Here is a 23206-nt window from a genome sequence, read left to right on the forward strand (position 1 = left end):
GGGCGCGGCCGGGGTGGCCGGTGATGCCCTCAGGGTGCGCCTGCGGGGGCGGGGCTGACCATCGGCGCGGACGCTGCCCCGCGCACAGCGCATCGGTTTTCCCGATACCGGCGGGGGTGGGCGCGGCCTACACTGGGGCATGACCTCTGCGCGCCCCACCTCAGTCGTTCTGCCGTCCCTGGCGCAATTGCGCGCCCTGCTGGCGGTGACGGACGCCGGGGGCTTCAGTGAGGCGGCGGCGGAGCTGGGCGTGTCGCAGTCCACGCTCAGCGAGGCGATCAGCAAGCTGGAGGTGCTGGCGGGGCGGCCGCTGCTGCGCCGGGGGCGTACCGGGACCGTGCCCACCCCGGCGGGCGAGCGGATGCTGACGCACGCGCGCGCGGCGGTGCAGGCGGCGGGGGACGCGCTGCTGGCCGCGCAGGAGGACACGCAACTGCGCGGCATGCTGCGGGTCGCGTCGTTCCGCTCGACCGCCACGCACCTGCTGCCACCGGCGCTGGCGGCGTTCCGGGCGCAGCATCCGGGCGTGACGGTGCAGCTCCTTGACGGGGAGGCCGAGGGCGGCGGCGAGGGGCTGGTGCGGCGCAGACGGGCAGACGCGGCCATCGTGATCGAGGAGAACTGGACGGACCTGCGCCTGACCCCGCTCGTCATGGACGAGTACCTGTTCGTGGCACCCGCGCGGCGCGGCGCGCACCCGGTCACGCCGGACGACCTGGGAGGGCCGCTGCTGCTGGCGCCGGGGCCGAACACCTGCAACCTGCGCGTGATGGGGTACCTGCGGCGCTGCGGCGTGCAGCCGGAGCAGGTGACCGAGATCGGAGAGGACAGCGTGATTCTGGGCATGGTCGCGCACGGGCTGGGCGTCAGCGTGATGCCCCGGCTGGCGCTGGAACCCCTGCCTGCCGGGCTGGTGGCACTCCCGCTGCCCGAGCGGCTGATGCGGCCGCTGGCGCTGGCGACCCTGCCGCACCGCGCGAACCTGCCGGTCATCCGGGCGTTCACGGAGACGCTGCTGGGCGCGCTGCACCGGCCGCATGCGCCCGTGCCGGAACCGGCGGCGGCCTTGCCGGGCGGGTCTTCTCTGCTACATTAAACGTATGACGACCCTGTGTTGCCTTCCCTAGCGGCCCACGCGCAGCCCAGCGTCCGTGACCGCGCCCCTGATCTATGTGGCGCGGTCTTTTTATTGCCTACTGAACGTATCGCCTACTGAACGAGGAGACATCATGACCCAGCGTCCCGAACCCCGCCTGCCCGATCCGAACATCGTCCTGTACGACACCCTGACCCGCCAGAAGGTCACCTTCGAGCCGACCACGCCGGGCCGGGTGGGCATGTACCTGTGCGGGCCGACCGTGTACAGCGACGCGCACCTGGGCCACGCGAAGAAGGAGGTCGCGTTCGATGTGATCCGCCGGGCGTTCACGCACTTCGGGTACAAGGTGCGGTACGTGGCGAACATCACCGACGTGGGCCACCTCCAGAACGACTCCGACGACGGCGAGGACAAGATGCTCGCCCGCGCCCGCTTGGAGCAGCTGGAGCCCATGGAGGTCGCGGACAAGTACATGTGGTCGTTCGTGAAAGACATGGAGGCCCTGAACGTCCTGAAGCCCAGCATCAACCCGCGCGCGACCGGTCACATCGGCGAGCAGATCGCGCTGATCACAGAACTGATCGAGAAGGGCCACGCGTACGAGTCGGCGGGCAGCGTGTACTTCGACGTGCGCTCCTGGCCGCAGTACGGCAAGCTGTCGGGCCGCCGACTGGACGATCAGGAGGAAGGCGTGCGCGAGGCGGTCCGCGAGGAGAAACGCGACCCGCGTGACTTCGCGTTGTGGAAGAACGCCGAGCCCGGCCACATCATGCGCTGGGAGTCGCCGTGGGGCGTGGGCTTTCCCGGCTGGCACATCGAGTGCTCCGCCATGAGCCTGAAGTACCTCGGGGAGGGTTTCGACATTCACGGCGGCGGCCTGGACCTGCAGTTCCCGCACCACGAGGCCGAGATCGCGCAGGCCGAGGCGGCCGGGCACGCGTTTGCGCGGTACTGGATGCACAACAACATGCTGACCATCGGCGGCGAGAAGATGAGCAAGAGCAAGGGCAACTTCCTGACCATTCAGGACGTCCTGGCGCAGCACGACCCGATGGTGGTGCGCTTCCTGCTGGTCGGCAGTCACTACCGCTCGATCACCGAGTTCAGTGACGCGGCCTTCGAGTCGGCCCGCAGCGGATACCGCCGCCTGACCGAGGCGCTGCACGAGGTCGAACGCCGCCTGCCGAATGCACCTGCCGGGCAGAACGCCGCGCTGGACGCGAAGATCGCCGCGCACGTCCAGGCGTTCGAGGACGCCCTGCGCGACGACTTCAACACGCCCAAGGCCGTCGCGGCGCTGTTCGGGCTGACCACCGACCTGAATGCCGCCATGAACACGGGCGAGGTGCCGCGCGGCACGCTGGAAGCCGCCCAGCGCGCCTACCGCGACCTTGGTGGCGAGGTGCTGGGCCTGTTCGCGGGCGGCGCGGCCCCCACGCAGAGCGACGACTCGCAGGTGGTGGGCGCCCTGATGGACCTCGTCCTGAAGGCCCGGCAGAACTACCGCCTGAACAAGCAGTACGCCGAGGCCGACGAGCTGCGAGACACCCTGACGAAGGTGGGGGTGACTGTCGAGGACACCAAGGACGGCGTCCGCTGGAAACGCTGAGCGGCGCCGCCCAGGCCGGGATGAGCGGCGCATCCGGTCTTGATGCAGTTCACCCTGAGCTGCCTGTCATGCGGGTGTAAGGGACGGTACGTACCATGAGAGGCGAGTGGTGTTATGCCCCTCATCCTTCCCTCCGACCGGGCACGCGACCTCCCCCCCTGCGCGTGCCCGTTCTCCTGCCGTGACCGGAAGCATGCCCCGAAGCGTGACCGGAAGCGTGACCGGAGGGACGCGGGAGTGCGCGGGGGGGGGGCGTGCAGGGACGGTGAAGGCAGCCTCACGCGCCTCCGGGCGGCGGCGGTACACTCGGGGATATGCTGCCGCCGCTCGTGAAACAGGTGCTGGACAATTTCAATTTCGATGTGGACCCGGCCCTGAGCCGCGAGGAGAACGTCGAGGAAGTCATCAAGAGCGCCGCTCTGCTGGCCGGCGCGATTGCCGTGGAACCCATCCCCTTCGCGGACATCCTGCTGATCTCGCCCGTGCAGGCCAAGATGGTGCTGCACATCGGCAAGATCTACGGCTTCGATGTCAGCAGCGAACGCGCCCGCGAGATCGCGCAGGAACTCGGCGTGACCTTCGCGTACGGGTTCGCCGCCCGGCAGGTCATGCGCGGACTGGCGAAACTGGCGCTGCCCGTGATCGGCGGCCTGATCACCGCGCCCGCCGTGTACGGCTGGACGTTCGCGCTGGGCCGACTGGCGCAGAACTACTTCGAGCGGCGCACGCTGGGCCTGCCCGCCTCAAGGGACCAGCAGGTGCGGGTCGTGCAGGAAGCCAAGCAGGAGTCCCGCCGGGTGCTGCCGGGCGCGCAGGACTTCACGGACCTCGCAGCCGAACTGCGCCGCCGCGCCGAGCAGAAAACCGCCGAGCAGAAAGGGTCGGAGCGGGACAGGCCACAGTAACGGCCGCCCGCTGCGTGAAGACATCATTACTTTGGCGGATGCGCCCGTCATGCGCGCTGGTTATGCTGTGGGCATGAACGTTCCCCGTCATTTCAGCGATACGCGGCTGGACGCTGGCCGCGTGAGGATTCTCACCGCAGCTGGCCGCGTGCGCCTGGAAGCCGAGGGGCCGGGCTGGCAGCACCGCAGCGTGCACGACACGCTGGAACAGGCCACGCTGGAACTGGCACTGCTGGGCCGCGTGAGTGCCGAACTGTACGCCGCGACCCTGGACGACATCGAACGGCAGGTACGCCGCGACGCCGCGTACCGCTACCCCGGCGCGGCCTGACCGACACGGGTGGCCCCAGGAGAGACGGCACCGCGAAAAGACACAACTGAAGACAGACGCACGCACCCCGGTCCGTTCCGGCAGGTGCGTGCGTCTGTCTGTGGTTCAGCGGGCAGCAGAGTCAGCGAGCAGCAGGGTCAGCGGGCGGCAGAGGCGCCGACGGCGCGGTCCCCTTCCGGGTTGGTCTCGCCGCGCGCCAGGATGGCGTTCACGTCCGGGCGTTCGATGATCTCGAAGCGGCTGTTGCGGATGGCGGGGTCGAATCCGGCGTCCACGGCGATGCGGATCAGTTCGCGGACGGTCGCGTTGTGCCGCCCGTGCCCCCCGGCCGCCGAGACGACATTCTCCTCGAGCATGGTGCTGCCGAGGTCATTGGCGCCGTAGTACAGCGCGGACTGCGCGACCTTGAAGCCCTGCGCGGGCCATGACGCCTGAATGTTCGGCACGTTGTCGAGCGCGATGCGGGCAATGGCCAGCTGTTGCAGGTACTCGTGCGCGGTCGCGCCCGGCGCCTTGCCGTGCAGGCGGGTGTGCTCGGTCTGCAGGGTCCACATGGCGAAACCGGAAAAGCCGTTCCCGCCGTACTCGCGGGCCGCCCTGTCCTGCTGGTCGCGGATCTTCAGGAGGTGACTGGCGCGCTGCGCGTACGTTTCACCGAACCCGATGACCATGGTGGCGATGGTGTACAGGCCCTTGCGCTGCGCGGCGTCGATGATGCGGAACCAGTCCTCGCTGCGGATGCGGGCAGGCGCGGCCTTGGCACGCACGTCGTCTTCCAGGATCTCGCCGCCCGCGCCGGGCAGGCCGTCCAGTCCGGCCTCGATCAGGATGTCCAGCAGGGCGTCCAGGGTGTGCCCGAAGGTCTTCTCCATGAACAGCACCTCCTCGGGCGAGAAGGCGTCGATGCGGATGGTGGGGTGGTTGGCCTTCACGTGCCGCAGCAGGCCGGTGTAGTAGTTCAGGCCCAGCGCGGGGTTCACGCCGCCCTGAAGCAGGATGCGCGTGCCGCCGACCGCCTCGAGTTCGCGGATCTTGTGGCTGATCTGCTCGTAATCCAGGGTGTAACTGTCTTTCTGGCGGGGCGTGCGGTAGAAGGCGCAGAAGTTGCAGCCGACGTTGCAGATGTTCGTGTAGTTGATGTTCCGGTCGATCAGGAACGATACGGTGCGCGGGTCGCGGCGCGCGAGGCGCAGGTGGTGCGCGGCGGCGGCCACGTCGGGCAGCGGCAGGGCGTACAGCGCCTCGATCTCGGCGTGGTGCAGGCGCTCGCCCTGCGCGGCCCGGTCGAGCAGGGCGGTTCCGGTGGGGACGGTGGCGGTCATGAGGGTACGGTAGCACCGGGTGGCGCGGGCATTGGTCTCTCCGGGCACAGGGTCCGGGTCGGGCCGCCTGGATCAGTCGAAGGAGTAGCCGGTGAAGTACAGGTGCGCGGGCTGCCCGGCCGCGTAGGCCACCACGTAGAGACTCTCTCCCCGGCCCAGGGGTTCGGTCAGTGCGTCACTGGCCTGCACCTGCGTCAGGGTCGGCTGCGTGGTGCCGAACAGGTTCAGCAGTGCCTCGTCGCTCAGTTGCCTCATGCCCCAGTCGTCGTCGCTGGCTGCGAGGCCCGGCACGTCCAGGATCGTGCGCGTGCCGTCGGCGTCTGCGGCTTCCAGGGCGTCGTCGATGCTGTCGTGCGGCGTTCCCGGTGCGGGCGAGTGCGCGGTCACCGGGAACGCCGGGTACGGAATGACCGGCGAGTACCGGCCCGCCTGGAATTCACGCTGCCGGACCCGGTGCAGGACGACCGCGACATCCGGTTCGTAGGGTTCGACGTACCACCACAGGTGACTGCCCATGAAACTCAGCCTACCCGGTCGTGACGGGGGGCGGAACGCAGGTCAGGCCGCGCGCGTTCTGGGTTCAGGCCCTGTTGGTTCAGGCGGGGCCGGCGGGCAGGCGGTAACGGCCGGGGCCGGCGACGGCCAGCGCGGCGGCAGCGGCCAGCAGGACCAGCGGGAATTCCACGCCGTTCGGGTTGAAGAACCCGGCTTTCAGGTGGACCAGCGCAATGGCGGCGAGCATGTTCACGGCCAGGGCCGCGCCGGCCCAGCGGGTCAGGACGCCCGCGATCAGCAGCAGGCCGCCGATCAGTTCGACGCCCGCGACGAGGGGGGCGCTGATGCCGGGCACGGGTACGCCCATCTGCGTGAATGCCTGGGTGGTGCCGGGCAGCGTGTACGTGAAGAATTTCTGAATGCCGTGCATGACGAAGACCAGTCCGGCGGCGAGGCGGATCAGCAGCAGGGCGAGGTCGGTGCGGTCGGCGGTGGTGGGGGTCAGGGTGGTCATGGGGTGTCCTCCGGGGGGGTCAGGAGCGTCAGCAGTTGCTGAAGCCGGGTGCCGCTCAGGTGCGCGAACTGCTGGGCATGCAGCTCCATCAGGGGCCGGTCGATGCGGGCCAGCAGGTCGTGTCCGGCGGGGGTCAGGCGGGTGGCGACGATGCGCCGGTCCGGGCGGTCGCGGTCGCGGCTGACCAGTCCGGCCTTCTGGAGGCGGTCGAGCAGGCGGGTCACGTCCGGGTCGTGCACGAGCAGGCGGTCGCTGATCTCGCTGCAGGTCAGGCCGTCCGTTTCTGCGCCGCGCAGGATGCGCAGCACGTTGAACTGCGGGGCGCTCAGGCCGTACTCGCGGAGCAGTTCCGAACATTCGTGCTGCTGGCGCAGGGCGAGGCGTTGCAGGGCCAGGTACGCCTGGTGCTGGAGGCTGCCGGGTGCGCCGGGCTGGGTGGCGGAGGTCGGGGCGTCTGGACTTACGGTGTCCGTGGTCAGGGTGTCTGGCATGTGTGGGTCATTGTCTCCCTGCGGTGGCCGGGCCGGGTGACGGAAGCAGCGTTTCGTGCGGGGGTGTCCTCCTGGCGTGGCCGGTCCCCTGACAGTGGGAGACCTGTCTTCCAAAGTAGTTGTTTCAACAGATATATGTCAACACGGTCTCTCTCATGGATTGCCCAGCCTCATGAGTACTCAGCCTCATGAGTACCCAGCCGCTCCGGGTCGCGCCGCACACGCCGGACAGCTCCGGGACGTGGCCGCCCCCACCTGCCCTTCAGAACAGCTCAGGGCCGAAACGTGAGCTGAGGACAGATGGGAGGCCCGCAGCGCAGTCGTATAGTGGCGGGCGGTAAAGCCGCCGGACTGGAATCGGTTCCGGACGGCAGGAGGTCACGCAATGAAGATCGGCATGATTGGACTCGGCAAGATGGGCGGCAACATGGTCCTGCGGCTCACGCGCGGCGGCATCGAGGTCACGGGCTTCGACCGCAGCGAGGACAGCGTCGCGCACATCGAGGCGCAGGGCGCCCGCGGCGCGCGCTCCATGGACGAACTGATCGCCTCGCTCGGCGAGCCTGGTACGCGCGCCGTCTGGATGATGGTGCCCGCCGGGAAGATCACCCAGAGCGTCATCGACGACCTCGCGGGGCGCCTCGCACCCGGCGACATCGTCATCGACGGCGGCAACAGCAACTACAAAGACAGCGTGCAGCGCGCCCAGGAACTCGCCAGGGTGGGCATTCACTTCGTGGACGTCGGCACGTCCGGCGGCGTGTGGGGCCTTCAGGAAGGCTACGCCATGATGATCGGCGGGACCGAGGAGGCCGTCGAACGCCTGCGCCCGGTGTTCGAGGTGCTCGCGCCCGGCGCGGACCGCGGCTGGGGACGCATGGGCCCGGCCGGCAGCGGCCACTACGTGAAGATGGTCCACAACGGCATCGAGTACGGCATGATGCAGGCCTACGCCGAGGGGTTCGAGCTGATGAAAGCCCACCAGGGCTTCAACCTGGACATGGCGCAGATCGCGGAACTGTGGCGTCACGGCAGCGTGGTGCGTTCGTGGCTGCTGGACCTGACGGCCGAGGCACTGCAGAACAAGGCCGAGTTCGAGAAACTCTCGGATTACGTGGCCGACAGCGGCGAGGGCCGCTGGACGATCATCGATTCCATCGAGCTGGGCGTGCCCACGCCGGTCATCACGCTCGCCACGCAGATGCGTTTCCGCAGCCAGCAGGAGGTCAGTTACGCCGGGCAGATGCTCTCGGCCATGCGCCGCGCCTTCGGTGGGCACGCGGTCAAGACCGTCGAGACGCCCCGCAAGGAGGGCATGGTGCCGGAAGTGCAGGCCGGGGATCACCCCAGTGCGTCGGCCCCGGCGAACATCGGCCGCAGCGGCGGAGGGGACGGCAGCAGCGCCGAGCAGCTGGGCGAGACCGGCCAGCAGCGTGTGAAGGGTGACGAATGAGCACCCCGAAGAAAGCGGCCGCGAAGGCCACCCCGAAAGCCCCCACGAAAGCCACTTCAAAAGCGACTTCGAAAGCCGACCCGAAAGCCGCTGCCGGGGCTCCGGCCGGGAGCGCAGCCGGTAAGGGTGCGGGCAGGAAGGGTGCGGGCAAGGCCAGCGCGGCGAAGGTGAAGGCGAACGTGGAGACGGACCTCGCGGCCCGCACGGTGGGCGTGGCGCAGCCTGCTCCGGCCGGGCGGGGAGCCACCGTGAAGACCGCGCAGACCTCCGCCCGGAAACCGGCGCGCACGGCAGGCCGGGTCGAGGACGGCTCGGCGCCCGGTCATGACGGCCAGAATCCCTTCCGGGCGCTGATGCGCCGCAACCGCGCGCCGGAACCCGCCACGCTGGTGATCTTCGGCGCGACCGGCGACCTGTCGCGCCGCAAGCTGCTGCCCGCCGTGTTCGGCCTGTGGCAGGACGGCCTGCTGGGCAGTGCGTTCAACATCGTGGGCGTGGGCCGTCAGGAGATGACGGACGAGGCCTTCAAGGACTACGCGATCGCGGCGCTGAAGGAAAGCAAGGAGACCGACGCCATTCAGCCCGGCAGCCTGGAGAAATTCCGGGACCTGCTGTACTACGAGTACGGTGATTTCGCCGGGGACGAGGTGTACGACCTGGTCGGCAAGGAACTCGACCGGGCCGAGGAAGCGCACGGCGGGCGCAAGAACGCCCTGTTCTACCTCTCGACCCCGCCCAGCCTGTTCGAGCCGATCAGTAACGGCCTGGGCCGCCTGGGCCTGGCGGATCAGAGCGAGGGCTGGCGCCGGCTGGTGATCGAGAAACCCTTCGGGCGTGACCTGGCCAGTGCCCGCGAACTGAACGACGCCATTCACAAGGTCTGGGACGAGTCGCAGGTGTACCGCATCGACCATTACCTGGGCAAGGAGACCGTGCAGAACCTGATGGCGATCCGCTTCGGGAACGCGATCTTCGAGCCGCTGTGGAACCGTGGGTACGTGGATCACGTGCAGATCACGGCCAGCGAGGACCTGGGCCTGGAGGGCCGCGCCGGGTACTACGAGGAGGCGGGCGTGGTGCGCGACATGCTTCAGAACCACCTGATGCAGCTGTTCGCGCTGACCGCCATGGAACCCCCGGCCGCCTTCGACGCGGACGCCATCCGCGACGAGAAGGTCAAGGTGCTGCGCGCCGTCAAGGAGATCCCGTCGGGCCGCGTGAAGTCGGTCGCGGTGCGCGGGCAGTACGGGCCGGGCACCATGTACGGCGAGAAGGTCACGGGCTACCGCGAGGAACCGAACGTGAAGCCCGGCAGTGTCACGCCCACCTACGTGGCCCTGAAACTGGAAGTGGACAACTGGCGCTGGCAGGGCGTGCCGTTCTTCCTGCGGACCGGGAAGCGGCTGCCGAAGAAGGTCACGGAGATCGCCGTGGTGTTCAAACGCCCACCGCTGGGCATCTTCCCCGGTGGGCTGGAACGCAACGTGCTGGCCTTCCGCATCCAGCCGGACGAGGGCGTGAGCCTGAAGTTCAGCAGTAAAACGCCGGGGCAGGAGATGGTGCTGCGCGAGGTGGTCATGGACTTCCGCTACGACGCGTTCGGCGCGCAGCTGGAAAGCCCGTACTCGCGCCTGCTGCTCGACGCGATGGTCGGGGACGCCACGCTGTTCCCCCGCGAGGACGAGGTGGACCTGGCGTGGCAGATCGTGAGCGGCATCCTGGACGTCTGGGAGGCCGAACCGGGCCGCCGCGAGAAGGGACCAGACTTCCCGAACTACACGTCCGGCACCTGGGGTCCGGACGAGGCCGACGAACTGATGGGCGACGACCGCCGCTGGCGGCGCCTGTGAAGACGCTGAAGTATGGAGGACCGGTGATGGATCAGATCCTCCCCATCCGCCATCAGCCATCAGCCATCAGCCACTCGCTGTCCGCCATCCGCCTGCCCGGAGGGCACTCATGACCTACGCGACCGACCTGAAACCGCTGGGCCCGGTGGACACGACCGTCCGCAAGGCCCAGGTGACGCTGGACGAACTGTGGGTGCAGACGAACGTCGAGACCCGCGCGTACACCGGGAACATCATCGCCCTGACCGTGAAAAAACACCTGGAGCGCGTGCAGGCGGCACTGGCGGGCCTGGAGGGCCGGTACGCGGGGCGGCAGATCATCGGCGTGATGGACGGCACGGACGACCTGACCGTGCACGCCAGCCTCGTACCGCAGACCGGCGGGCTGTACGTGGAACGCCTGACGCTGGAGGCCAGCGCCGAGCAGCTTCAGGGCGCGATCCTGCCGCTGATCCGCCCGGCCACCGTGAACCACGTGTGGTGGGGCGCGGACAGCCGCCCGGAGGGCACGCTGCTGGCCGAACTGACCGACCTGGCCGATCAGGTGATCGTGGACAGCCTGACGCTGGACATGCCGCCCTCGCGGCACTACGCGCTGGCGGACCTGGGCTGGAGCCGCTCGGCGCCGTGGCGTGAGGCGCTGGCGCAGGTGTTCGACAGCCCCGACGCGGCCCGGCAACTGCCGCGCATCGACCGGCTGATCGTCCGGCACGCCGGGAAGAAGGACCTTCCGGCGCGGCTGTACGCGGGATTCATTGCCGACACGCTGGGCTGGACGGACCTGCGGAACGTGGAGTTCCGTTCGGGCCGCTGCGGGCGCGAGAACGGCGACCTGTGCGGCGTGGAACTGCTGGGCGACGGCGTGCGCTTCGTGCTGAGCGCCGAGAGTGGCGCCGGGAACGACGTGGTGCGCCTGACGTGCCGCTGGGACGGCGTGAACCGTGAATCCGAGGTGCCGGTGCCCACCATGACGCTGGCCGACGGACTGGCGCGCGTGATGGCCCGCCCGGAGCGCGGCGAGGTGTTCGAGCACGCCTGGGCGCTCGCCAAGGAGACGCTGTGAGCGCCGCCCTGAGTGAACGCCGGGTCTTCCCCACCCCGCAGGAGACGGCCGTGGCCGCCGCGCACGCGTTCGTGCAGGCGGCCCGCGAGGCCGTCACGGCGCGCGGCGCGTTTCACGTGGCGCTGTCCGGCGGCAGCACCCCGAAACTGATGTACGCCGCGCTGCGCGACCTGCCCGGCGTCCCGTGGGAGGCCACGCACGTGTACTTCAGCGACGAACGCTCGGTCGGGCCGGACAGCCCGGACAGCAACTACCGCCTGGCGCACGAGGAACTGCTGCGGCACGTGCCGGTGCCGCCGGAACAGGTGCGCCGCATGGAGGGCGAGGTCCGCCCGCTGAGCGACGCCGCGCAGGCCTACGCGCAGGCGCTGCCCGCGCAACTGGACGTGGTGCTGCTGGGCATGGGCGACGACGGGCACACCGCCAGCCTGTTCCCCGGCACGGACGCCCTGAACGCCGGTGGGCGGGTCACGGCGAACCGGGTGCCGAAACTCGACACGGAGCGCCTGACCTTCACGTTCCCCGAGATCAACGCCGCGCGTCAGCGCTGGCTGCTGGTCACGGGCGCAGGCAAGGCGGGCGTGCTGGCCGAGGTGCAGCGCGGCGAGGGCAACCACCCGGTCGCGGGCGTGACCGGCCCCGTGTGGTTCCTGGACGGGGCGGCTGCCGCGCAACTCGGGTAAGGGTCATCCACTCCAGTCACCGGGCACGGTCGGCCGGGCTGCTTTCGGGGCATACTGCGCCCCGTGATACGGATTCCGTTTGTTTCGCCAGCAATCCGGAACGTCACCGGATTGCTAGCTCCACGTCCGGAACCCGCCCGGCTCCCACTCGCATCCGCTCGGACCCGACGGGCTTTGCAGCCCATTCAGTCGGAGCCCGTATGAGCAGTCCGGCCGATCAACTGTCCGAACTGGCCCTGTCGCTGGGCGCCGACGCGGTCGGCTGGGCTCCGGCACCGGTACCGGACGCCGCCGTGCAGGAATACCAGTCGTGGCTGGACGCCGGACGGCACGCGGGCATGACCTACCTGGAACGGCAGTTACCGGTGCGGGCCGATCCCGCCCAGCGGCTGCCGGGTGTGGGGAGCGTGCTGGTGCTGGGCGTGTCGCATGCCTTCGCGCCGCCCGTCCGTCCAGAGGGGGGCGTGCGGGTGGGCCGCGTGGCGCGGTACGCCTGGACGCCGGACTACCACGATCAGTTGCAGCCGGTCCTGACCCGCCTGGAGCAGGAGGCGGCGGCGCTGGGCGTGCGCGCACGCGGGTACGTGGATCACGGGCCGGTCATGGAGCGGCTGTTCGCGTCCGGCGCGGGGCTGGGCTGGCGCGGCCGGTCCGGCATGACCATCAACACGGGCCTGGGGGCGTTCGTGACGCTGGCGGTTGTCCTGACCGACCTGCCCGCCCCGGACGGCGGCGCGGCGCACCCGGACCGCTGCGGCCGCTGCGTGCGCTGCGTCACGGCCTGCCCGACCGGCGCGATCGGCCCGGACCGCGCCATCGACGCGCGGCGCTGCGTTTCGTACCTGACTATCGAACACCGTGGCCCGGTGCCGCACGACCTGCGGGCCGGGGTGGGCGACTGGCTGTTCGGGTGCGACGTGTGCAGCGAGGTCTGCCCGTGGACCGTGAAGGCCGGGCCGCTGGCACGCCTGCTGAAACCCGACCCGCACCTGGCGCACCCGGACCTGAGCCGTTTCTTCGGGGTCAGCGAGCGGGAGTTCGAGCGGCAGTGGGCGGGCACGGCGTTCCTGCGCCCCCGGCGCAAGGGCATGGCCCGCAACGCCCTGACGGTCCTGGGCAACACCCGCGACCCGCGCGGCTGGCCGCTGCTGCTGCTGGGCGCGCAGGACCCCGCCTGGGAGGTGCGCGAGGCGGCCGCCTGGGCGCTGGGCCAGTGGGGTGAACCGGGACACGTCCGGGCACTGCTGGACGACCCGCACGCGGCGGTCCGGGAGGGCGCGGCGGCCGTCCTGGGAACCGGCTGATCCGGACTCGGATTGGCGGCGAAACAGACGGCAGTCCGTATGAGCGGCGCAGGTCGCGGCCCTGTTCTGGACAGCCCTCAAGGAAGCATGAAGGTCTGCGGCCCGGCTCGGTCTACCATGAGGGCGTGCGGCGTTCCCTTCTCCTGCTTCCCTTCCTGCTCCTGCCTGCGGGCGGCCCGGCTGCGGCCCAGACCGCGTCAGCCCCGGCTGCGGCCACTCCGGCGGCGCCGGTGATCGTTCCGGTCGTCACGGCCCGCTACCCGCACGACCGCGCGGCATTCACCGAGGGGTTGCAGTACCTGGGCGGCGGACGGTACGTGGAAAGCACCGGCGAGACCGGGCGTTCCGGCGTGCGGCGCACCGACCTGAAAACCGGGAAGCCCGACCTTCAGGTGGCGACACCCATTCCCACTGCGTTCGGTGAGGGCGTGACGGTCCTGGGGTCCACGGCGTACCACCTGACGTGGCAGGAGGGCGTGGCCTTCACGTTCGACGCCGCGACCCTGAAGGAAACGGGCCGGTTCCGGTACAGCGGCGAGGGCTGGGGCCTCACGCACGACGGCAAGCACCTGATCATGAGTAACGGTACGTCCTCGCTGGTGTGGCGCGACCCGAAAACCTTCCGGGCCGTGCGGACCGTCCGGGTTACGGACCAGGGGCAGCCCGTGAAGAACCTGAACGAACTGGAGTACGTGCAGGGCAGCGTGTACGCCAACGTGTGGCTGACCGACCGGATCGCGCGAATCGACCCGCAGACCGGGAAGGTCACCGCCTGGATCGACGTGTCCGCCCTGACCCGCGAGGCCAGCCGGGACGCCGCGCAGGCCGGGCGGCCCCTGACCTTCGACGACGTGCCCAACGGCATTGCGTTCGTGCCGGAACGCGGCACGCTGCTGCTGACCGGCAAACGCTGGGGCACGCTGTTCGAGGTGAAGGTGCCGGGCGTGAAGGTCGATCCCGGCGTGGGTGGCCGCGCCGCGCCCCGCCGCTGAGCAGAAGTTCACCGCCGATCGACACGCGCGCCGCCACCGGACTCCGGGGCGGCGCGTGCCTTGCAGCTGTCCGTATCATACGGATTCCGTCTGTTTCGCCGACAGATCGGAACACCACCGATCTGTTAACGAAATAAACGGCAGTCCGTATCAGGGCAGGCGGGCCTGCGCAGCCTGCCAGATCAGGTCCGCCAGGGTGTCCTGGTCCTGCGTGGCGTCCAGAATCAGGAACCGGTCGGGGTCGGCGGCGGCCAGCGTCAGGAAGGCCTGACGGACCCGGCGGTGAAAGTCCAGGTCCGCCTGTTCCAGCCGGTCGGGTTGCCCCCGGCGGGCGGCGCGTTCCAGGCCCACGGCCGGGTCGAGGTCCAGCAGGACCGTCAGGTGCGGCGTGAGCCCCCCGGTCGCCTCCTGCGTGATCTGCCGCAGCAACCCTGCGTTCAGGCCGCGCCCGCCGCCCTGGTACGCGAGGCTGGAGTCGGCGTAGCGGTCGCAGAGGACGACCTCGCCGCGTTCCAGTGCCGGGCGGATGACGTTGCGGACCAGCTGGGCGCGGCTGGCCGAGTACAGCAGGAATTCCGGCAGTGGGTCGATGGTCAGGGCCGGGTCCAGCAGGACCTCGCGCACGCGCAGGCCCAGGGGCGTGCCGCCGGGTTCGCGGGTGACGGTGTGCGTCTGCCCGTGGGCTTCCAGTTGCGCGGCGAGGCGGGCCAGTTGCGTGCTCTTGCCCGCGCCTTCGGGGCCTTCGAGCGAGATGAACAGGCCGCCGGGCGGGTGGGTCGCGGTCCCGGTCACAGGCCGGTGGGGTGGTGCAGGAACTGCCATGCCAGCCCGAACTCGTCTTCCAGGCGGGCGGCCAGGGCGCGCACGCCGAAGACCTCGGTCTCGTAGTGTCCGGCGTACACGACGTTCACGCCGTACTCGAAGGCGTCATGGAAGTGCTTGTGTTCGGGTTCGCCGGTCAGCAGGGTGTCCAGGCCCATCGCGGCGGCCTCGGCGACACTGCCGGCCCCGCCGCCGCTCAGGATGCCCAGGCGGTGAACGGTGGGGGACTGCCCGCCGCCGTGCACGAGGCAGATCTCGCCCGTGAGTTTCTGCACGCGGTCCGCGAAGTCCTGCAGGGTCTGCTCGAACGGCAGTTCGCCGGCCAGGCCGATCTTGTGGCCCTGCCAGTCCCCGAACGGGCGCAGGTTCTGCAGGGTCAGGGCGCGGGCGATCATGGCGTTGTTCCCGACTTCCGGGTGCGCGTCCAGCGGAATGTGCGACACGTACAGGTTCAGGTCGGCCATGATCGCCGCGCGCAGGCGGTCGCGGTGCGGGCCGGTGACGGGCAGCGGCTGGCCCCAGAACAGACCGTGGTGCGCGATCAGCAGGTCCGCGCCGCTGTCGGCGGCATGCTGGAGGGTCTTGAGGCTGGTGTCCACGCTGACGGCCACGCGGCGGATCACGTCGGTGCCGCTGATCTGCAGGCCGTTCAGGCTGGGGTCCGGGTACGCGCCGACATTCAGGTACTCGTTGAGCCACGCCACGAGCACGTCACGCGGCACCTCGCCGCGCGTCAGGGGGGTGGTGGGGGTTGTGGTGGAAACGTCCGTCATGAGCGTCATTCTAGGCGGGCCGGGCCACACTGAATGCCGGCGCGGGTTGCAGTTGCGCCGCGCGGGACACCACGACCGGCCGTCACGGGCGGCGCCTCCGCTGCCGGGTGCAACTGACGGTTTTTCCCGCGCCGGTGCGCCCGCCCATCGCCTACACTCGGGGCGATGCTGCCCCCCGCTCTGCTGCCGCTGTCTGTGTGTTGCCGTTCTTCCCTGCCCAGTTGCGGAAGTCGCTCGTGACGGCCCCCGAGCGGATGTTCAGCGGTCCCGGCCCGCTGCACCCCACCCTGAGCGAACCGCTGGTCGCGCAGGTCGCGCGCGTGCTGCGCTGGTCGCCGCAGACGGCGGCGCTGCTGGACTTCACGCTGCCCGGCCCGGACGCCCGTCCCGTGCTGGCGGCGCTGGTCGGTCCCGGCGGCATCGACCTGCTGGCCCTCGACCCGCAGGTGGCGGCGCTGGACGCCTCGGCCCTGCGCGGGTGGCTGGCGGGGCACGGGTACGCGGCGGTTCCCGTCCACGCCCTGACCGGCCCGCCCGACGACACGCTGCCCGGCGCGCTGCACGCCAGCCTTCAGGATCAGGGGGGCGCGTGGCACCGCCCGGACTGGCAGCCCGCCGACGCCGCGCGCCTGCCGGGGCTGCTGAACCTGCGTCCGGCGCACCTGTCGTTCGTGCAGGGCCGCGTGCTCAGCGCCCTGGAAGGTCAGCCGGTCGCGGGCGTGCAGGTGTGGGCCGAGGCGGACGGTCAGCAGGTGCGGACCGTGACGGACGCGCAGGGGCAGTACGCGTTCACGGCGCAGACGGGTCAGACGGTGCAGGTGGGGTTCGTGCCGCCCGAACGGTACCGCGAGCCGGACGTGCTGCGCCTGACCCCCGGGCACGCGCACCTGCACCTGGAGTCCGTGCGGCTGCCCGAACGGGTGTCGCGGCTGGGTGAGGACGACATCCGCACCCTGATGATGCAGGCCATGCAGGCGCGGCTGGAGGCGAAACTCGCGCAGTCCCCGGACGCCTGGACGGACCCTACCCGTCAGCTGGACGCCATCGTGGACGACCTACACGACCAGCTGCGTTCCGCGCAGGAACACGTGCAGGAGCGGCAGGCGGCCCTGGCGCAGGCAGACGACCCGCAGACCGCGCCCCTGAGCGTGCGCGTGCGGCACGCCGCCGACCGGCAGGTGCTGGCCTCCCAGCACGCCACGCTGGACCGTGCCCGGCACGACCTGCGGAGCACGCACGCCCATCCCCCCACCAGCGAGGCAGAGGCCACGGCGCAGCAGGAGGCCGTGCAGCGCACCATCGACACCCTGACGCACGTGACCGCCAGTCGCAGCAGCGAGCAGCGCCGCACCCAGGCCAGCCTGCTGCCCCTGCGTGACGCCCAGACCACGCCGCGCACGCCACCCGCCCTGCCGGACATCACCGACCCGCTGCCAGCAGCGCCGGCCGCCGCACCCACAGAAGGACCGGTCACGGAACTGGTGGTCGCCCCGGCGGCCATCACGGCGCCGCTGGCACACGGGCCGGTCGAGGCTCAGGCCGCACTGGCAGCGACAGACACCGCAGACGCAGACACCGTAGACGCAGGCACGGCCGCACCTGACCGTGCCTCCCTGGCCGCCGCGACCCATGACCCCACACCACCAGTCACCCCCGAACCGGTCACGTCCGGGACGCCCGCGCCGAGCCTCCAGCCCGCCCCCATCCAGGAGGGACCGCTGATCATCGCCCGCAACGCAGACGCCCACCCGCGCCCACGCGCCAGCACCCGCCCCGTGGTGTGGCTGGCCGCCGGGGCCTTGCTGGTGGCCGCGCTGGCCGCCACCACCCTGAACCGCCGCGCCGCGCCAGAGCCCAGCACTCAGCCGAGCGCCGCAACCACCGCACCCACCCCCAACATGGTCGACCCGATCCTCGAACCCCTGGAACCCACCCCAGCCGAGGCTCCGGCCGTCGTCCCGCAGCCCGCACCCGGAAAGGTCACGCCCACCGTCACGGTCACGCCCGCACCCGGCCCCGCACCCACCCCCCCGGTCCCGCAGGTGACAGGCAGCGCGCCCGCCCCGCAGGCCACCCCGGCCAGGACACCGGCGCCGCCCGCGCCCCGCCCCACAACTGCCCGCCCTGCAACGGTCCAGCCCACACCAGCCCGGCCCGCACCAGCACCCGCCGCGACCACCCCCGCAACACCCAGAACCCCGATCGGCAACACCACCAGCACGGCAGGCGTGAACGACGCGCCGGACAGCGCCACCACAGACACCACGGCAGACGACCCCACCACAACCCCCGACGCCGTCGCCGACGCCGCCACCAGCACCATCCCCACCAGCACCATCCCCACCAGCACCGTTCCGACAGACACGCCCACCACCGAACCCGCCGCACCCACCGAAGCACTCCCGCCCGCCATCACACCGCAGACCATCCCCGCCCTGCCCGTCAACCGCACCGAACCCGGCAACTGATACGGACTCGGATTGAATGGGGCTGCAAACCCCCTTCAATCCGAGCGGACTCGCAGAGCTGCGGAGCAGAGCGAGTGGAAGCAAAACAAAAAATCCCCGTCCAGGACGAGGATTCTTGTGTTTGGTGGCGATGCCCGGACTTGAACCGGGGACCTAACGATTATGAGTCGTTCGCTCTAACCAGCTGAGCTACATCGCCTTGAAAAAACCCCGCCTTGGGGCGGGGGCGTTCTCTGGTGGAGCTGAGGGGATTCGAACCCCTGACCTTCTGAATGCCATTCAGACGCGCTCCCAACTGCGCCACAGCCCCGCTTTTTCCCTCTTGCCTCTTTCGAGGCTCAGATAGATTAACAGCGGTCCTGCGAGCTGTCAACAGGTGTGGCGGGGGTCAGGGCGTGCGGGTGGGGTCGGGCGGGGTGCCGGGCTGGGCGGGGTGCTGCGCGGCGAGTTGCACGTACCCTTCGATCAGGTGAATGATGACGGGGTTGTGGGTGTGGACGCCGTGGGCGTCTCCGGCGCCGCCTTCTTCGATGAAGTGGGCGATCAGGGCGGCTTCGCCGTCGCGGGCGAGCAGGAAGGCGCGCTGGCCGTGCGCGGCGATGCTGGGGACGTGGTCGAGGGCGGTGCGGTGCAGTTCGACGCCGCGTGGGGTGAGGCGTTCGAGTCGGTCGGCGAAGCTGGCCTCGCCGGCCATGTAGAGGCTGCGGCGGGCGTTGAGGGTCAGGTCCTCGCAGAGGCTGCGGATGGCGGCCTCGCCGTGCAGGTGGTACACGGCTTCCGGGGCGGGGTCCGGGGCGAGGCGGGACAGGTCCCGGTCGAGGGCGCCGAGGCGGTCGTCGAAGGAGCGGCGGGCGCGGGCGAGGTACTCGCGGGCGCTGAGGGGCGCGTATTCCAGGGGGTTCTGGCCGACCTTTGCGGCCAGGCCGCGTCCTTCGAGGCGTTCGAGCGTCTCGTAGATTTTGGGTCGGGGAATACCGGCCTGCCGGGCCACGCGTGCGGGCACGGCGCGCCCGAGGGCCAGGAGGGCGGTGTAGGCCCGGGCTTCGTACTCGGTCAGCCCGAGCGCTTGCAGGTGAATCACGGCGCTCATCTCTGCTCAGCATACGGGATGCGGCTGGTCCGGGCGCGCCGCGCGTGAAGGGCTGCCGGGGTCGGCGTTCATCTGCGGGCACGGTGGGGGCGGGTAGCGTGGGGCATGATGATCAGCCGCTCGATGAGTCTGGAGTCGATTCTGGAACGCATGGGCCGTCAGGGCACCAGTCTGCTGGAGGCCGAGGCGATGCGTGAGGTGCTGGCGGAACGCTTTGACGGGCGGCCGCTGGACAGCGTGAACGAGGCCGACTGGCTGGAGGCCCTGGGCCGCATGGAGGCGGTCAAGCGGACCGGGAACGCCGGCATGAAGTGACCAGGTCCGTCCGGACCGTGCGCTTGAGCCATCCACGGACGCATAAGAAAAAGCCCCGCCGGAGCGGGGTGTTTTTCTGTTCTGGTGGGCGGTATAGGATTTGAACCTACGACCCTTCGCGTGTGAAGCGAATGCTCTACCACTGAGCTAACCGCCCGGAGTTTGGTGGGCCCTGCCGGATTTGAACCGGCAACCAATCGGTTATGAGCCGACTGCTCTGACCGTTGAGCTAAGAGCCCTCAGGCGCCTGCGCTGTGCCCGTCGTTCAGGCGAGGGGAAGTGTAGCAACGGGGGCGTGCGTTGTCAAATTGTGGGGTGTGGGTGGGTCTGGCGGGTACAGTGCGGGGTATGCAAGTCGTGCACGTGGCGTCCGAGGTGTTCCCGTTCTCGCGGTCCGGTGGGCTGGGTGATGTGCTGGGGGTGCTGCCCGCTGTGCAGGCCCGGCTGGGGGCGGAGGTGACGGTCGTGTCGCCGTGGTATGCGGACGTGCCGGACGAGGTGGCCGAGGTGTGGCGGGGAACCTTGCCGGACGTGCCGGGTCTGCCGGTGCTGCCGCCGGTGCGGGTGGGTGAGGTGCGGCGCGGCGGGGTGCGGTTCGTGTTCGTGGGCCTGCCGTTCTTTGACCGGCCGGGTCTGTACCATCCGGATGACGTGTGGCGGTTCAGTCAGTTCGGGCGGGCGGTGCTGCCGGTGCTGGCGGGGCTGGGGGTCGTGCCGGACGTGCTGCACGGGCATGACTGGCAGGCGGGGCTGGTGGTGGCGCGGGCGCGACTGGCGGGTGTGCGGGGGGTGTTCAGCGTGCATAACCTGCAGTACCAGGGTCGCTGGAACCTGCGGGACGGCGCGCCCTGGACGGGCCTGCCCGACTGGACGCTGACGCCCGAGGGGCTGGAGTTCCACGGGGACGTGAACCTGATGAAGGCGGGGCTGGTGTTCGCGTCGCAGGTGACGACGGTCAGTCCCACGTACGCCCATGAGATCACCACGCCGGAGTTCGGGGAGGGTCTGGAGGGCCTGATGACCCGCCTGCGGGCCGAGGGTCGCCTGAGCGGCATTCTGAATGGCCTGGATCAGGAACGCTGGGATCCGCGGACCGATCAGGACGTGCCGTCGTTCTCGGACGCGGCGGGGAAGGCGGCGGCGGTGGCGGCGTTGCGCGCGGAGTTCGGGCTGGACGGCGCGCCGATCCTGGCGAGTGTCAGTCGGCTGGCCGATCAGAAGGGCATGGACCTGCTGATCGGGGCGTTGCCGCAACTGGTGCAGGACTGGAACGTGGTGGTGCTGGGCGGCGGTGATCCGGCGCTGGAGGCGGGCCTGCGGGAGTGGGCGGCGCATCCGCGCGTGGTGTTCGCGCAGGGCATGAACGAACCGCTGGCGCACCGCATCTATGCCGGGGCGGACGCGTTCGCCATGCCCAGCCGCTTCGAGCCGTGCGGGCTGTCGCAGATGATCGCCATGCGCTACGGGACGCTGCCGGTGGTGCGCCTGACGGGCGGACTGGTGGATACCGTGCCGGGTGACGTGGGGTTCACGTTCGGGGAGGCGTCGGTGGCGGCGCTGGCCGGGGCGTGCCGTGAGGCGCGCGTGGCGTTCGAGGACCGGGCGGGCTGGGCGGCGCGCGCGGAGCGGGCCATGAACCTGACGTTCAGCTGGGAGGGTCCGGCCCGGTCGTACCTGGGCCTGTACGCGCGGGTGCTGAGCAGCCCCCCGGCACCCCTGACGGGCCTGGACGCGCAGGGGCACGCATGAGCGGTGATGTCCTGGAACCCCCCGGCGGTCCCGTGCAGGTGGAACCGATGGCGACCGAGCAACTGGAGCTGGTCCTGGCGGCGCTGTACGAGGCGCCGCGTGAGGCGGTCGCGTGGATGGCGCAGGTCTGCACGCACGCCTGGGTGGCGTTCGAGGTGCAGGCCGCGCCGGACGACACGCTGGACCCGGAGGGTCAGGAGCCGGGCGGGGTGCGTGAGGTGGTGCTGGGCGCGGTCGGCACCCGTCCCAGTCCGGCGCATGGGTCCGAGCTGGTGGGCGGCGTGTTCGCCGGGCCGCGCCGTGCGGAGGTGGCGGCCGCCCTGGCGCGCGCCGCGTGGCAGGAGGTGGGCCGCGTGTACGCCTTCGCCGAGGGGCACCTGTTTCCGCCCGAGGCGCTGGTGCAGGCGGGGTTCCGTGAGGTGGGCGCGTACCGCCGCCTGGAGGGCCGGGTGCCGTACCGGCACGTGGACGCCCCGGACGGCGTGACGCTGCGCCCGCTGGCCGAGGTGAGCGAGGCCGCGCGGCTGGAGGCGCTGCGGACGGTCGAGGACCGCGTGGGGCATCACGCGGCCCTGCCGGAGGCGGCGCAGGACGGCGCCGGGGGGTTCGACTCGCACCTGAGTCACGTGGCGCTGGACGCCCAGGGGCGCGGGATCGGTATCTGCCGGGCGGCCATCGAGGAGGGCCTGGGTCGCCTGGATTCGCCGGGTGTGGCGGTCGCGTGGCGGCACACGAATCTGCGGGCGGCGCTGCTGAACAGCGTGAACGCGCGCCTGCGGGCGGCCGGGATCACGCGCGTCAGCGTGGATTCCTGGGGGGACACGCCGGAGGAACTGGCGCATGACCTGCGGCTGGGCCTGCACGTGGTCGACGAGACGCCCATCCTCGCCTCGCCGTAGGCCCGTCAGAGGAGTTGCGGGTGGGCACGGTGACGCCGGGGCGGATGCGCTAACATCCCCGCTGTGAATCTGGCCGTCGTTCTTGTCTCCCCCAAAACTCCTGGCAACATCGGTTCGGCGGCGCGCGCCATGCTGAACATGGGGGCGCAGGACCTGCGGCTGGTCGCGCCGCGCTGCGATCACCTGGATTCGCAGGCGGTCGCGATGGCCGTGCACGCCGCCGACCTGCTGCGCGGCGCGCGCGTGTACCCCACGCTGCGCGAGGCGCTGGCCGACCGTGACCTGAGTGTGGGCACCACCGCGCGGCTGCGGGCGGACCTGGCGCCGCCGCAGCATCCGGCGTACGTGCGGCCGCTGGTGCGCGCGGCGGCGGCGCCCGCACTGGTGTTCGGCCCGGAGGAGACCGGGCTGATCAACAGTGACCTGGAGCAGTGTCAGGTGGCGGTGCGTATCCCGACCGGGGATTACGCGAGTCTGAACCTCGCGCAGGCGGTGCTGCTGGTGTGTTACGAGTTCCTGCAGGGGCAGGAGGACCTGCCCGAACGGCAGCGCAAGACCGCCACGCGTGAGGAGATGGAGTCCATGTACGGGCACCTGCACGAGGCCATGCAGCTGATCGGGTACACGGACGCGGTGCGGGCGCGGCACACGCTGCGGCTGTGGCGCGCCCTGCTGGACCGCGCACTGATGAGCAGCGCCGAGAGCCGCCTGTTCCGGGGGTTGTTGCGGCAGGTGCAGTGGAAGGTCGCGGACGCCGCCGCGCGCGGCACGGCCGAACCCCGCAGCGCCGACCAGACCGGGCCGCAACTGGACGGGCCGGAGGCCGCCGAGCTGGAGCAGGTCGAGGCGGATCAGGGTCAGGGCGGCGCGGACGGTCTCCCCCGTTCCTGACCGGGCAGGTCTGCGGCGTCCGTCGCGGTGACGCGGGGCGGGCCTGCACTAGACTGCCGGGCATGTCGGACGCCTTTCCTCCGTCCAG

22 protein-coding genes and 4 tRNA genes are annotated in these 23206 nt (G+C 70.7%); 15 read left to right on the forward strand and 11 right to left on the reverse strand.

From position 1 onward, the window contains the following. Positions 1 to 139 precede the first annotated feature (139 nt). The 4 genes from IEY70_RS02565 (at position 140) to IEY70_RS02580 (ending at position 3944) form a co-directional block, all read left to right on the forward strand. Positions 140 to 1096: a LysR family transcriptional regulator gene (locus IEY70_RS02565; RefSeq protein WP_189063420.1), complete on the forward strand. Its 957-nt coding sequence runs from the start codon at positions 140 to 142 to the stop codon at positions 1094 to 1096. 133 nt (positions 1097 to 1229) lie between these two features. Further along, positions 1230 to 2708, forward strand: a complete 1479-nt coding sequence (gene cysS / locus IEY70_RS02570) for a cysteine--tRNA ligase (protein WP_189063421.1) — start codon at positions 1230 to 1232, stop codon at positions 2706 to 2708. Between the two features lie 314 nt (positions 2709 to 3022). Then, positions 3023 to 3613 carry a YcjF family protein gene (locus IEY70_RS02575; protein ID WP_189063422.1) on the forward strand — a complete coding sequence of 197 codons (591 nt, stop codon included), beginning with the start codon at positions 3023 to 3025 and terminating at the stop codon, positions 3611 to 3613. 73 nt (positions 3614 to 3686) lie between these two features. Next, entirely contained in the window at positions 3687 to 3944 is a 258-nt protein-coding gene (locus IEY70_RS02580) for a hypothetical protein (RefSeq protein ID WP_189063423.1), read from the forward strand. 137 nt (positions 3945 to 4081) lie between these two features. On the opposite strand, the gene mqnC is transcribed toward IEY70_RS02580, so the two are convergent. The 4 genes from mqnC to IEY70_RS02600 all read right to left on the reverse strand — a co-directional run bounded on the left by mqnC (position 4082) and on the right by IEY70_RS02600 (position 6766). After that, positions 4082 to 5266 (reverse strand): cyclic dehypoxanthinyl futalosine synthase, encoded by a 1185-nt coding sequence (gene mqnC, locus IEY70_RS02585; RefSeq protein WP_189063424.1) that lies wholly within the window; start codon positions 5264 to 5266, stop codon positions 4082 to 4084. 72 nt (positions 5267 to 5338) lie between these two features. Beyond that, positions 5339 to 5782, reverse strand: a complete 444-nt coding sequence (locus IEY70_RS02590; protein ID WP_189063425.1) for a hypothetical protein — start codon at positions 5780 to 5782, stop codon at positions 5339 to 5341. A 79-nt stretch (positions 5783 to 5861) separates the two neighbouring features. Beyond that, complete coding sequence (locus tag IEY70_RS02595; RefSeq protein ID WP_189063426.1) at positions 5862 to 6275, reverse strand: DoxX family protein; 414 nt, start codon at positions 6273 to 6275, stop codon at positions 5862 to 5864. Continuing rightward, entirely contained in the window at positions 6272 to 6766 is a 495-nt protein-coding gene (locus IEY70_RS02600) for a MarR family winged helix-turn-helix transcriptional regulator (protein WP_189063427.1), read from the reverse strand. The genes IEY70_RS02595 and IEY70_RS02600 overlap by 4 nt, the downstream gene beginning before the upstream one ends. Positions 6767 to 7151: 385 nt before the next feature. Between IEY70_RS02600 and gnd the strand changes: the two genes are divergently transcribed. The 6 genes from gnd (at position 7152) to IEY70_RS02630 (ending at position 14111) form a co-directional block, all read left to right on the forward strand. Further along, positions 7152 to 8219 (forward strand): phosphogluconate dehydrogenase (NAD(+)-dependent, decarboxylating), encoded by a 1068-nt coding sequence (gene gnd, locus IEY70_RS02605; RefSeq protein ID WP_189063428.1) that lies wholly within the window; start codon positions 7152 to 7154, stop codon positions 8217 to 8219. Positions 8220 to 8572: 353 nt separating this feature from the next. Further along, positions 8573 to 10069, forward strand: coding sequence for a glucose-6-phosphate dehydrogenase (zwf, locus tag IEY70_RS02610; RefSeq protein WP_373290737.1), 1497 nt, complete (start codon positions 8573 to 8575; stop codon positions 10067 to 10069). Between the two features lie 109 nt (positions 10070 to 10178). Continuing rightward, a complete protein-coding gene (locus tag IEY70_RS02615; RefSeq protein WP_189063430.1) occupies positions 10179 to 11132 on the forward strand; it encodes a glucose-6-phosphate dehydrogenase assembly protein OpcA in 954 nt (317 codons plus the stop codon). Further along, positions 11129 to 11815: a 6-phosphogluconolactonase gene (pgl, locus tag IEY70_RS02620; protein WP_229777571.1), complete on the forward strand. Its 687-nt coding sequence runs from the start codon at positions 11129 to 11131 to the stop codon at positions 11813 to 11815. The genes IEY70_RS02615 and pgl overlap by 4 nt, the downstream gene beginning before the upstream one ends. 200 nt (positions 11816 to 12015) lie before the next feature. Further along, positions 12016 to 13119 (forward strand): tRNA epoxyqueuosine(34) reductase QueG, encoded by a 1104-nt coding sequence (gene queG, locus IEY70_RS02625; RefSeq protein ID WP_189063431.1) that lies wholly within the window; start codon positions 12016 to 12018, stop codon positions 13117 to 13119. 125 nt (positions 13120 to 13244) lie between these two features. Next, positions 13245 to 14111: a glutaminyl-peptide cyclotransferase gene (locus IEY70_RS02630; protein ID WP_189063432.1), complete on the forward strand. Its 867-nt coding sequence runs from the start codon at positions 13245 to 13247 to the stop codon at positions 14109 to 14111. A 150-nt stretch (positions 14112 to 14261) separates the two neighbouring features. Here IEY70_RS02630 and tmk read toward each other — a convergent pair whose 3' ends face one another. Both tmk and IEY70_RS02640 read right to left on the reverse strand, forming a co-directional pair. Beyond that, a complete protein-coding gene (tmk, locus tag IEY70_RS02635; RefSeq protein WP_229777572.1) occupies positions 14262 to 14903 on the reverse strand; it encodes a dTMP kinase in 642 nt (213 codons plus the stop codon). Beyond that, positions 14900 to 15706: a Nif3-like dinuclear metal center hexameric protein gene (locus tag IEY70_RS02640; protein ID WP_189063434.1), complete on the reverse strand. Its 807-nt coding sequence runs from the start codon at positions 15704 to 15706 to the stop codon at positions 14900 to 14902. The genes tmk and IEY70_RS02640 overlap by 4 nt, the downstream gene beginning before the upstream one ends. Before the next feature lie 236 nt (positions 15707 to 15942). Between IEY70_RS02640 and IEY70_RS02645 the strand changes: the two genes are divergently transcribed. After that, positions 15943 to 18174 carry a transthyretin-like family protein gene (locus tag IEY70_RS02645; protein WP_189063435.1) on the forward strand — a complete coding sequence of 744 codons (2232 nt, stop codon included), beginning with the start codon at positions 15943 to 15945 and terminating at the stop codon, positions 18172 to 18174. Positions 18175 to 18296: 122 nt separating this feature from the next. On the opposite strand, the gene IEY70_RS02650 is transcribed toward IEY70_RS02645, so the two are convergent. The 3 genes from IEY70_RS02650 to IEY70_RS02660 form a co-directional block, all read right to left on the reverse strand. Then, a tRNA-Met gene (locus IEY70_RS02650) sits at positions 18297 to 18373 on the reverse strand. Positions 18374 to 18408: 35 nt separating this feature from the next. Continuing rightward, a tRNA-Ala gene (locus tag IEY70_RS02655) sits at positions 18409 to 18484 on the reverse strand. 78 nt (positions 18485 to 18562) lie between these two features. Further along, the gene (locus IEY70_RS02660) at positions 18563 to 19264 is read right to left on the reverse strand and encodes a TrmB family transcriptional regulator (protein ID WP_189063436.1); all 702 of its coding nucleotides are present in this window, start codon (positions 19262 to 19264) and stop codon (positions 18563 to 18565) included. A gap of 105 nt (positions 19265 to 19369) precedes the next feature. Between IEY70_RS02660 and IEY70_RS02665 the strand changes: the two genes are divergently transcribed. Further along, positions 19370 to 19579: a hypothetical protein gene (locus tag IEY70_RS02665; RefSeq protein WP_189063437.1), complete on the forward strand. Its 210-nt coding sequence runs from the start codon at positions 19370 to 19372 to the stop codon at positions 19577 to 19579. 82 nt (positions 19580 to 19661) lie between these two features. On the opposite strand, the gene IEY70_RS02670 is transcribed toward IEY70_RS02665, so the two are convergent. Together IEY70_RS02670 and IEY70_RS02675 are read right to left on the reverse strand one after the other, a co-directional pair. Continuing rightward, positions 19662 to 19736, reverse strand: a tRNA-Val gene (locus IEY70_RS02670). A 6-nt stretch (positions 19737 to 19742) separates the two neighbouring features. Beyond that, positions 19743 to 19818 (reverse strand) — tRNA-Ile (locus tag IEY70_RS02675). Positions 19819 to 19927: 109 nt separating this feature from the next. On the opposite strand from IEY70_RS02675, the gene IEY70_RS02680 reads away from it, so the two are divergent. The 3 genes from IEY70_RS02680 to IEY70_RS02690 all read left to right on the forward strand — a co-directional run bounded on the left by IEY70_RS02680 (position 19928) and on the right by IEY70_RS02690 (position 23118). Continuing rightward, on the forward strand, positions 19928 to 21328 hold the full coding sequence (locus tag IEY70_RS02680; protein ID WP_189063438.1) for a glycogen synthase: 1401 nt from the start codon (positions 19928 to 19930) through the stop codon (positions 21326 to 21328). Next, positions 21325 to 22227, forward strand: coding sequence for a hypothetical protein (locus tag IEY70_RS02685; RefSeq protein ID WP_229777573.1), 903 nt, complete (start codon positions 21325 to 21327; stop codon positions 22225 to 22227). Before IEY70_RS02680 ends, IEY70_RS02685 begins: the two co-directional genes overlap by 4 nt. A 63-nt stretch (positions 22228 to 22290) precedes the next feature. Further along, positions 22291 to 23118 carry an RNA methyltransferase gene (locus tag IEY70_RS02690; protein ID WP_189063439.1) on the forward strand — a complete coding sequence of 276 codons (828 nt, stop codon included), beginning with the start codon at positions 22291 to 22293 and terminating at the stop codon, positions 23116 to 23118. Positions 23119 to 23206: the final 88 nt, after the last annotated feature.

The sequence above is a fragment of the Deinococcus seoulensis genome (assembly GCF_014648115.1).
GTDB classification, from domain to species: Bacteria; Deinococcota; Deinococci; order Deinococcales; family Deinococcaceae; genus Deinococcus; species Deinococcus seoulensis.

What these genes read in the sequence shown, in the direction of transcription:
- IEY70_RS02565 (WP_189063420.1), top strand. Translation starts at nt 140, where the DNA reads ATGACCTCTGCGCGCCCCACCTCAGTCGTTCTGCCGTCCCTGGCGCAA.
- cysS (WP_189063421.1), top strand. Translation starts at nt 1,230, where the DNA reads ATGACCCAGCGTCCCGAACCCCGCCTGCCCGATCCGAACATCGTCCTG.
- IEY70_RS02575 (WP_189063422.1), top strand. Translation starts at nt 3,023, where the DNA reads ATGCTGCCGCCGCTCGTGAAACAGGTGCTGGACAATTTCAATTTCGAT.
- IEY70_RS02580 (WP_189063423.1), top strand. Translation starts at nt 3,687, where the DNA reads ATGAACGTTCCCCGTCATTTCAGCGATACGCGGCTGGACGCTGGCCGC.
- mqnC (WP_189063424.1), bottom strand. Translation starts at nt 5,266, where the DNA reads ATGACCGCCACCGTCCCCACCGGAACCGCCCTGCTCGACCGGGCCGCG.
- IEY70_RS02590 (WP_189063425.1), bottom strand. Translation starts at nt 5,782, where the DNA reads ATGGGCAGTCACCTGTGGTGGTACGTCGAACCCTACGAACCGGATGTC.
- IEY70_RS02595 (WP_189063426.1), bottom strand. Translation starts at nt 6,275, where the DNA reads ATGACCACCCTGACCCCCACCACCGCCGACCGCACCGACCTCGCCCTG.
- IEY70_RS02600 (WP_189063427.1), bottom strand. Translation starts at nt 6,766, where the DNA reads ATGCCAGACACCCTGACCACGGACACCGTAAGTCCAGACGCCCCGACC.
- gnd (WP_189063428.1), top strand. Translation starts at nt 7,152, where the DNA reads ATGAAGATCGGCATGATTGGACTCGGCAAGATGGGCGGCAACATGGTC.
- zwf (WP_373290737.1), top strand. Translation starts at nt 8,573, where the DNA reads ATGCGCCGCAACCGCGCGCCGGAACCCGCCACGCTGGTGATCTTCGGC.
- IEY70_RS02615 (WP_189063430.1), top strand. Translation starts at nt 10,179, where the DNA reads ATGACCTACGCGACCGACCTGAAACCGCTGGGCCCGGTGGACACGACC.
- queG (WP_189063431.1), top strand. Translation starts at nt 12,016, where the DNA reads ATGAGCAGTCCGGCCGATCAACTGTCCGAACTGGCCCTGTCGCTGGGC.
- IEY70_RS02640 (WP_189063434.1), bottom strand. Translation starts at nt 15,706, where the DNA reads ATGACGGACGTTTCCACCACAACCCCCACCACCCCCCTGACGCGCGGC.
- IEY70_RS02660 (WP_189063436.1), bottom strand. Translation starts at nt 19,264, where the DNA reads ATGAGCGCCGTGATTCACCTGCAAGCGCTCGGGCTGACCGAGTACGAA.
- IEY70_RS02665 (WP_189063437.1), top strand. Translation starts at nt 19,370, where the DNA reads ATGATGATCAGCCGCTCGATGAGTCTGGAGTCGATTCTGGAACGCATG.
- IEY70_RS02680 (WP_189063438.1), top strand. Translation starts at nt 19,928, where the DNA reads ATGCAAGTCGTGCACGTGGCGTCCGAGGTGTTCCCGTTCTCGCGGTCC.
- IEY70_RS02685 (WP_229777573.1), top strand. Translation starts at nt 21,325, where the DNA reads ATGAGCGGTGATGTCCTGGAACCCCCCGGCGGTCCCGTGCAGGTGGAA.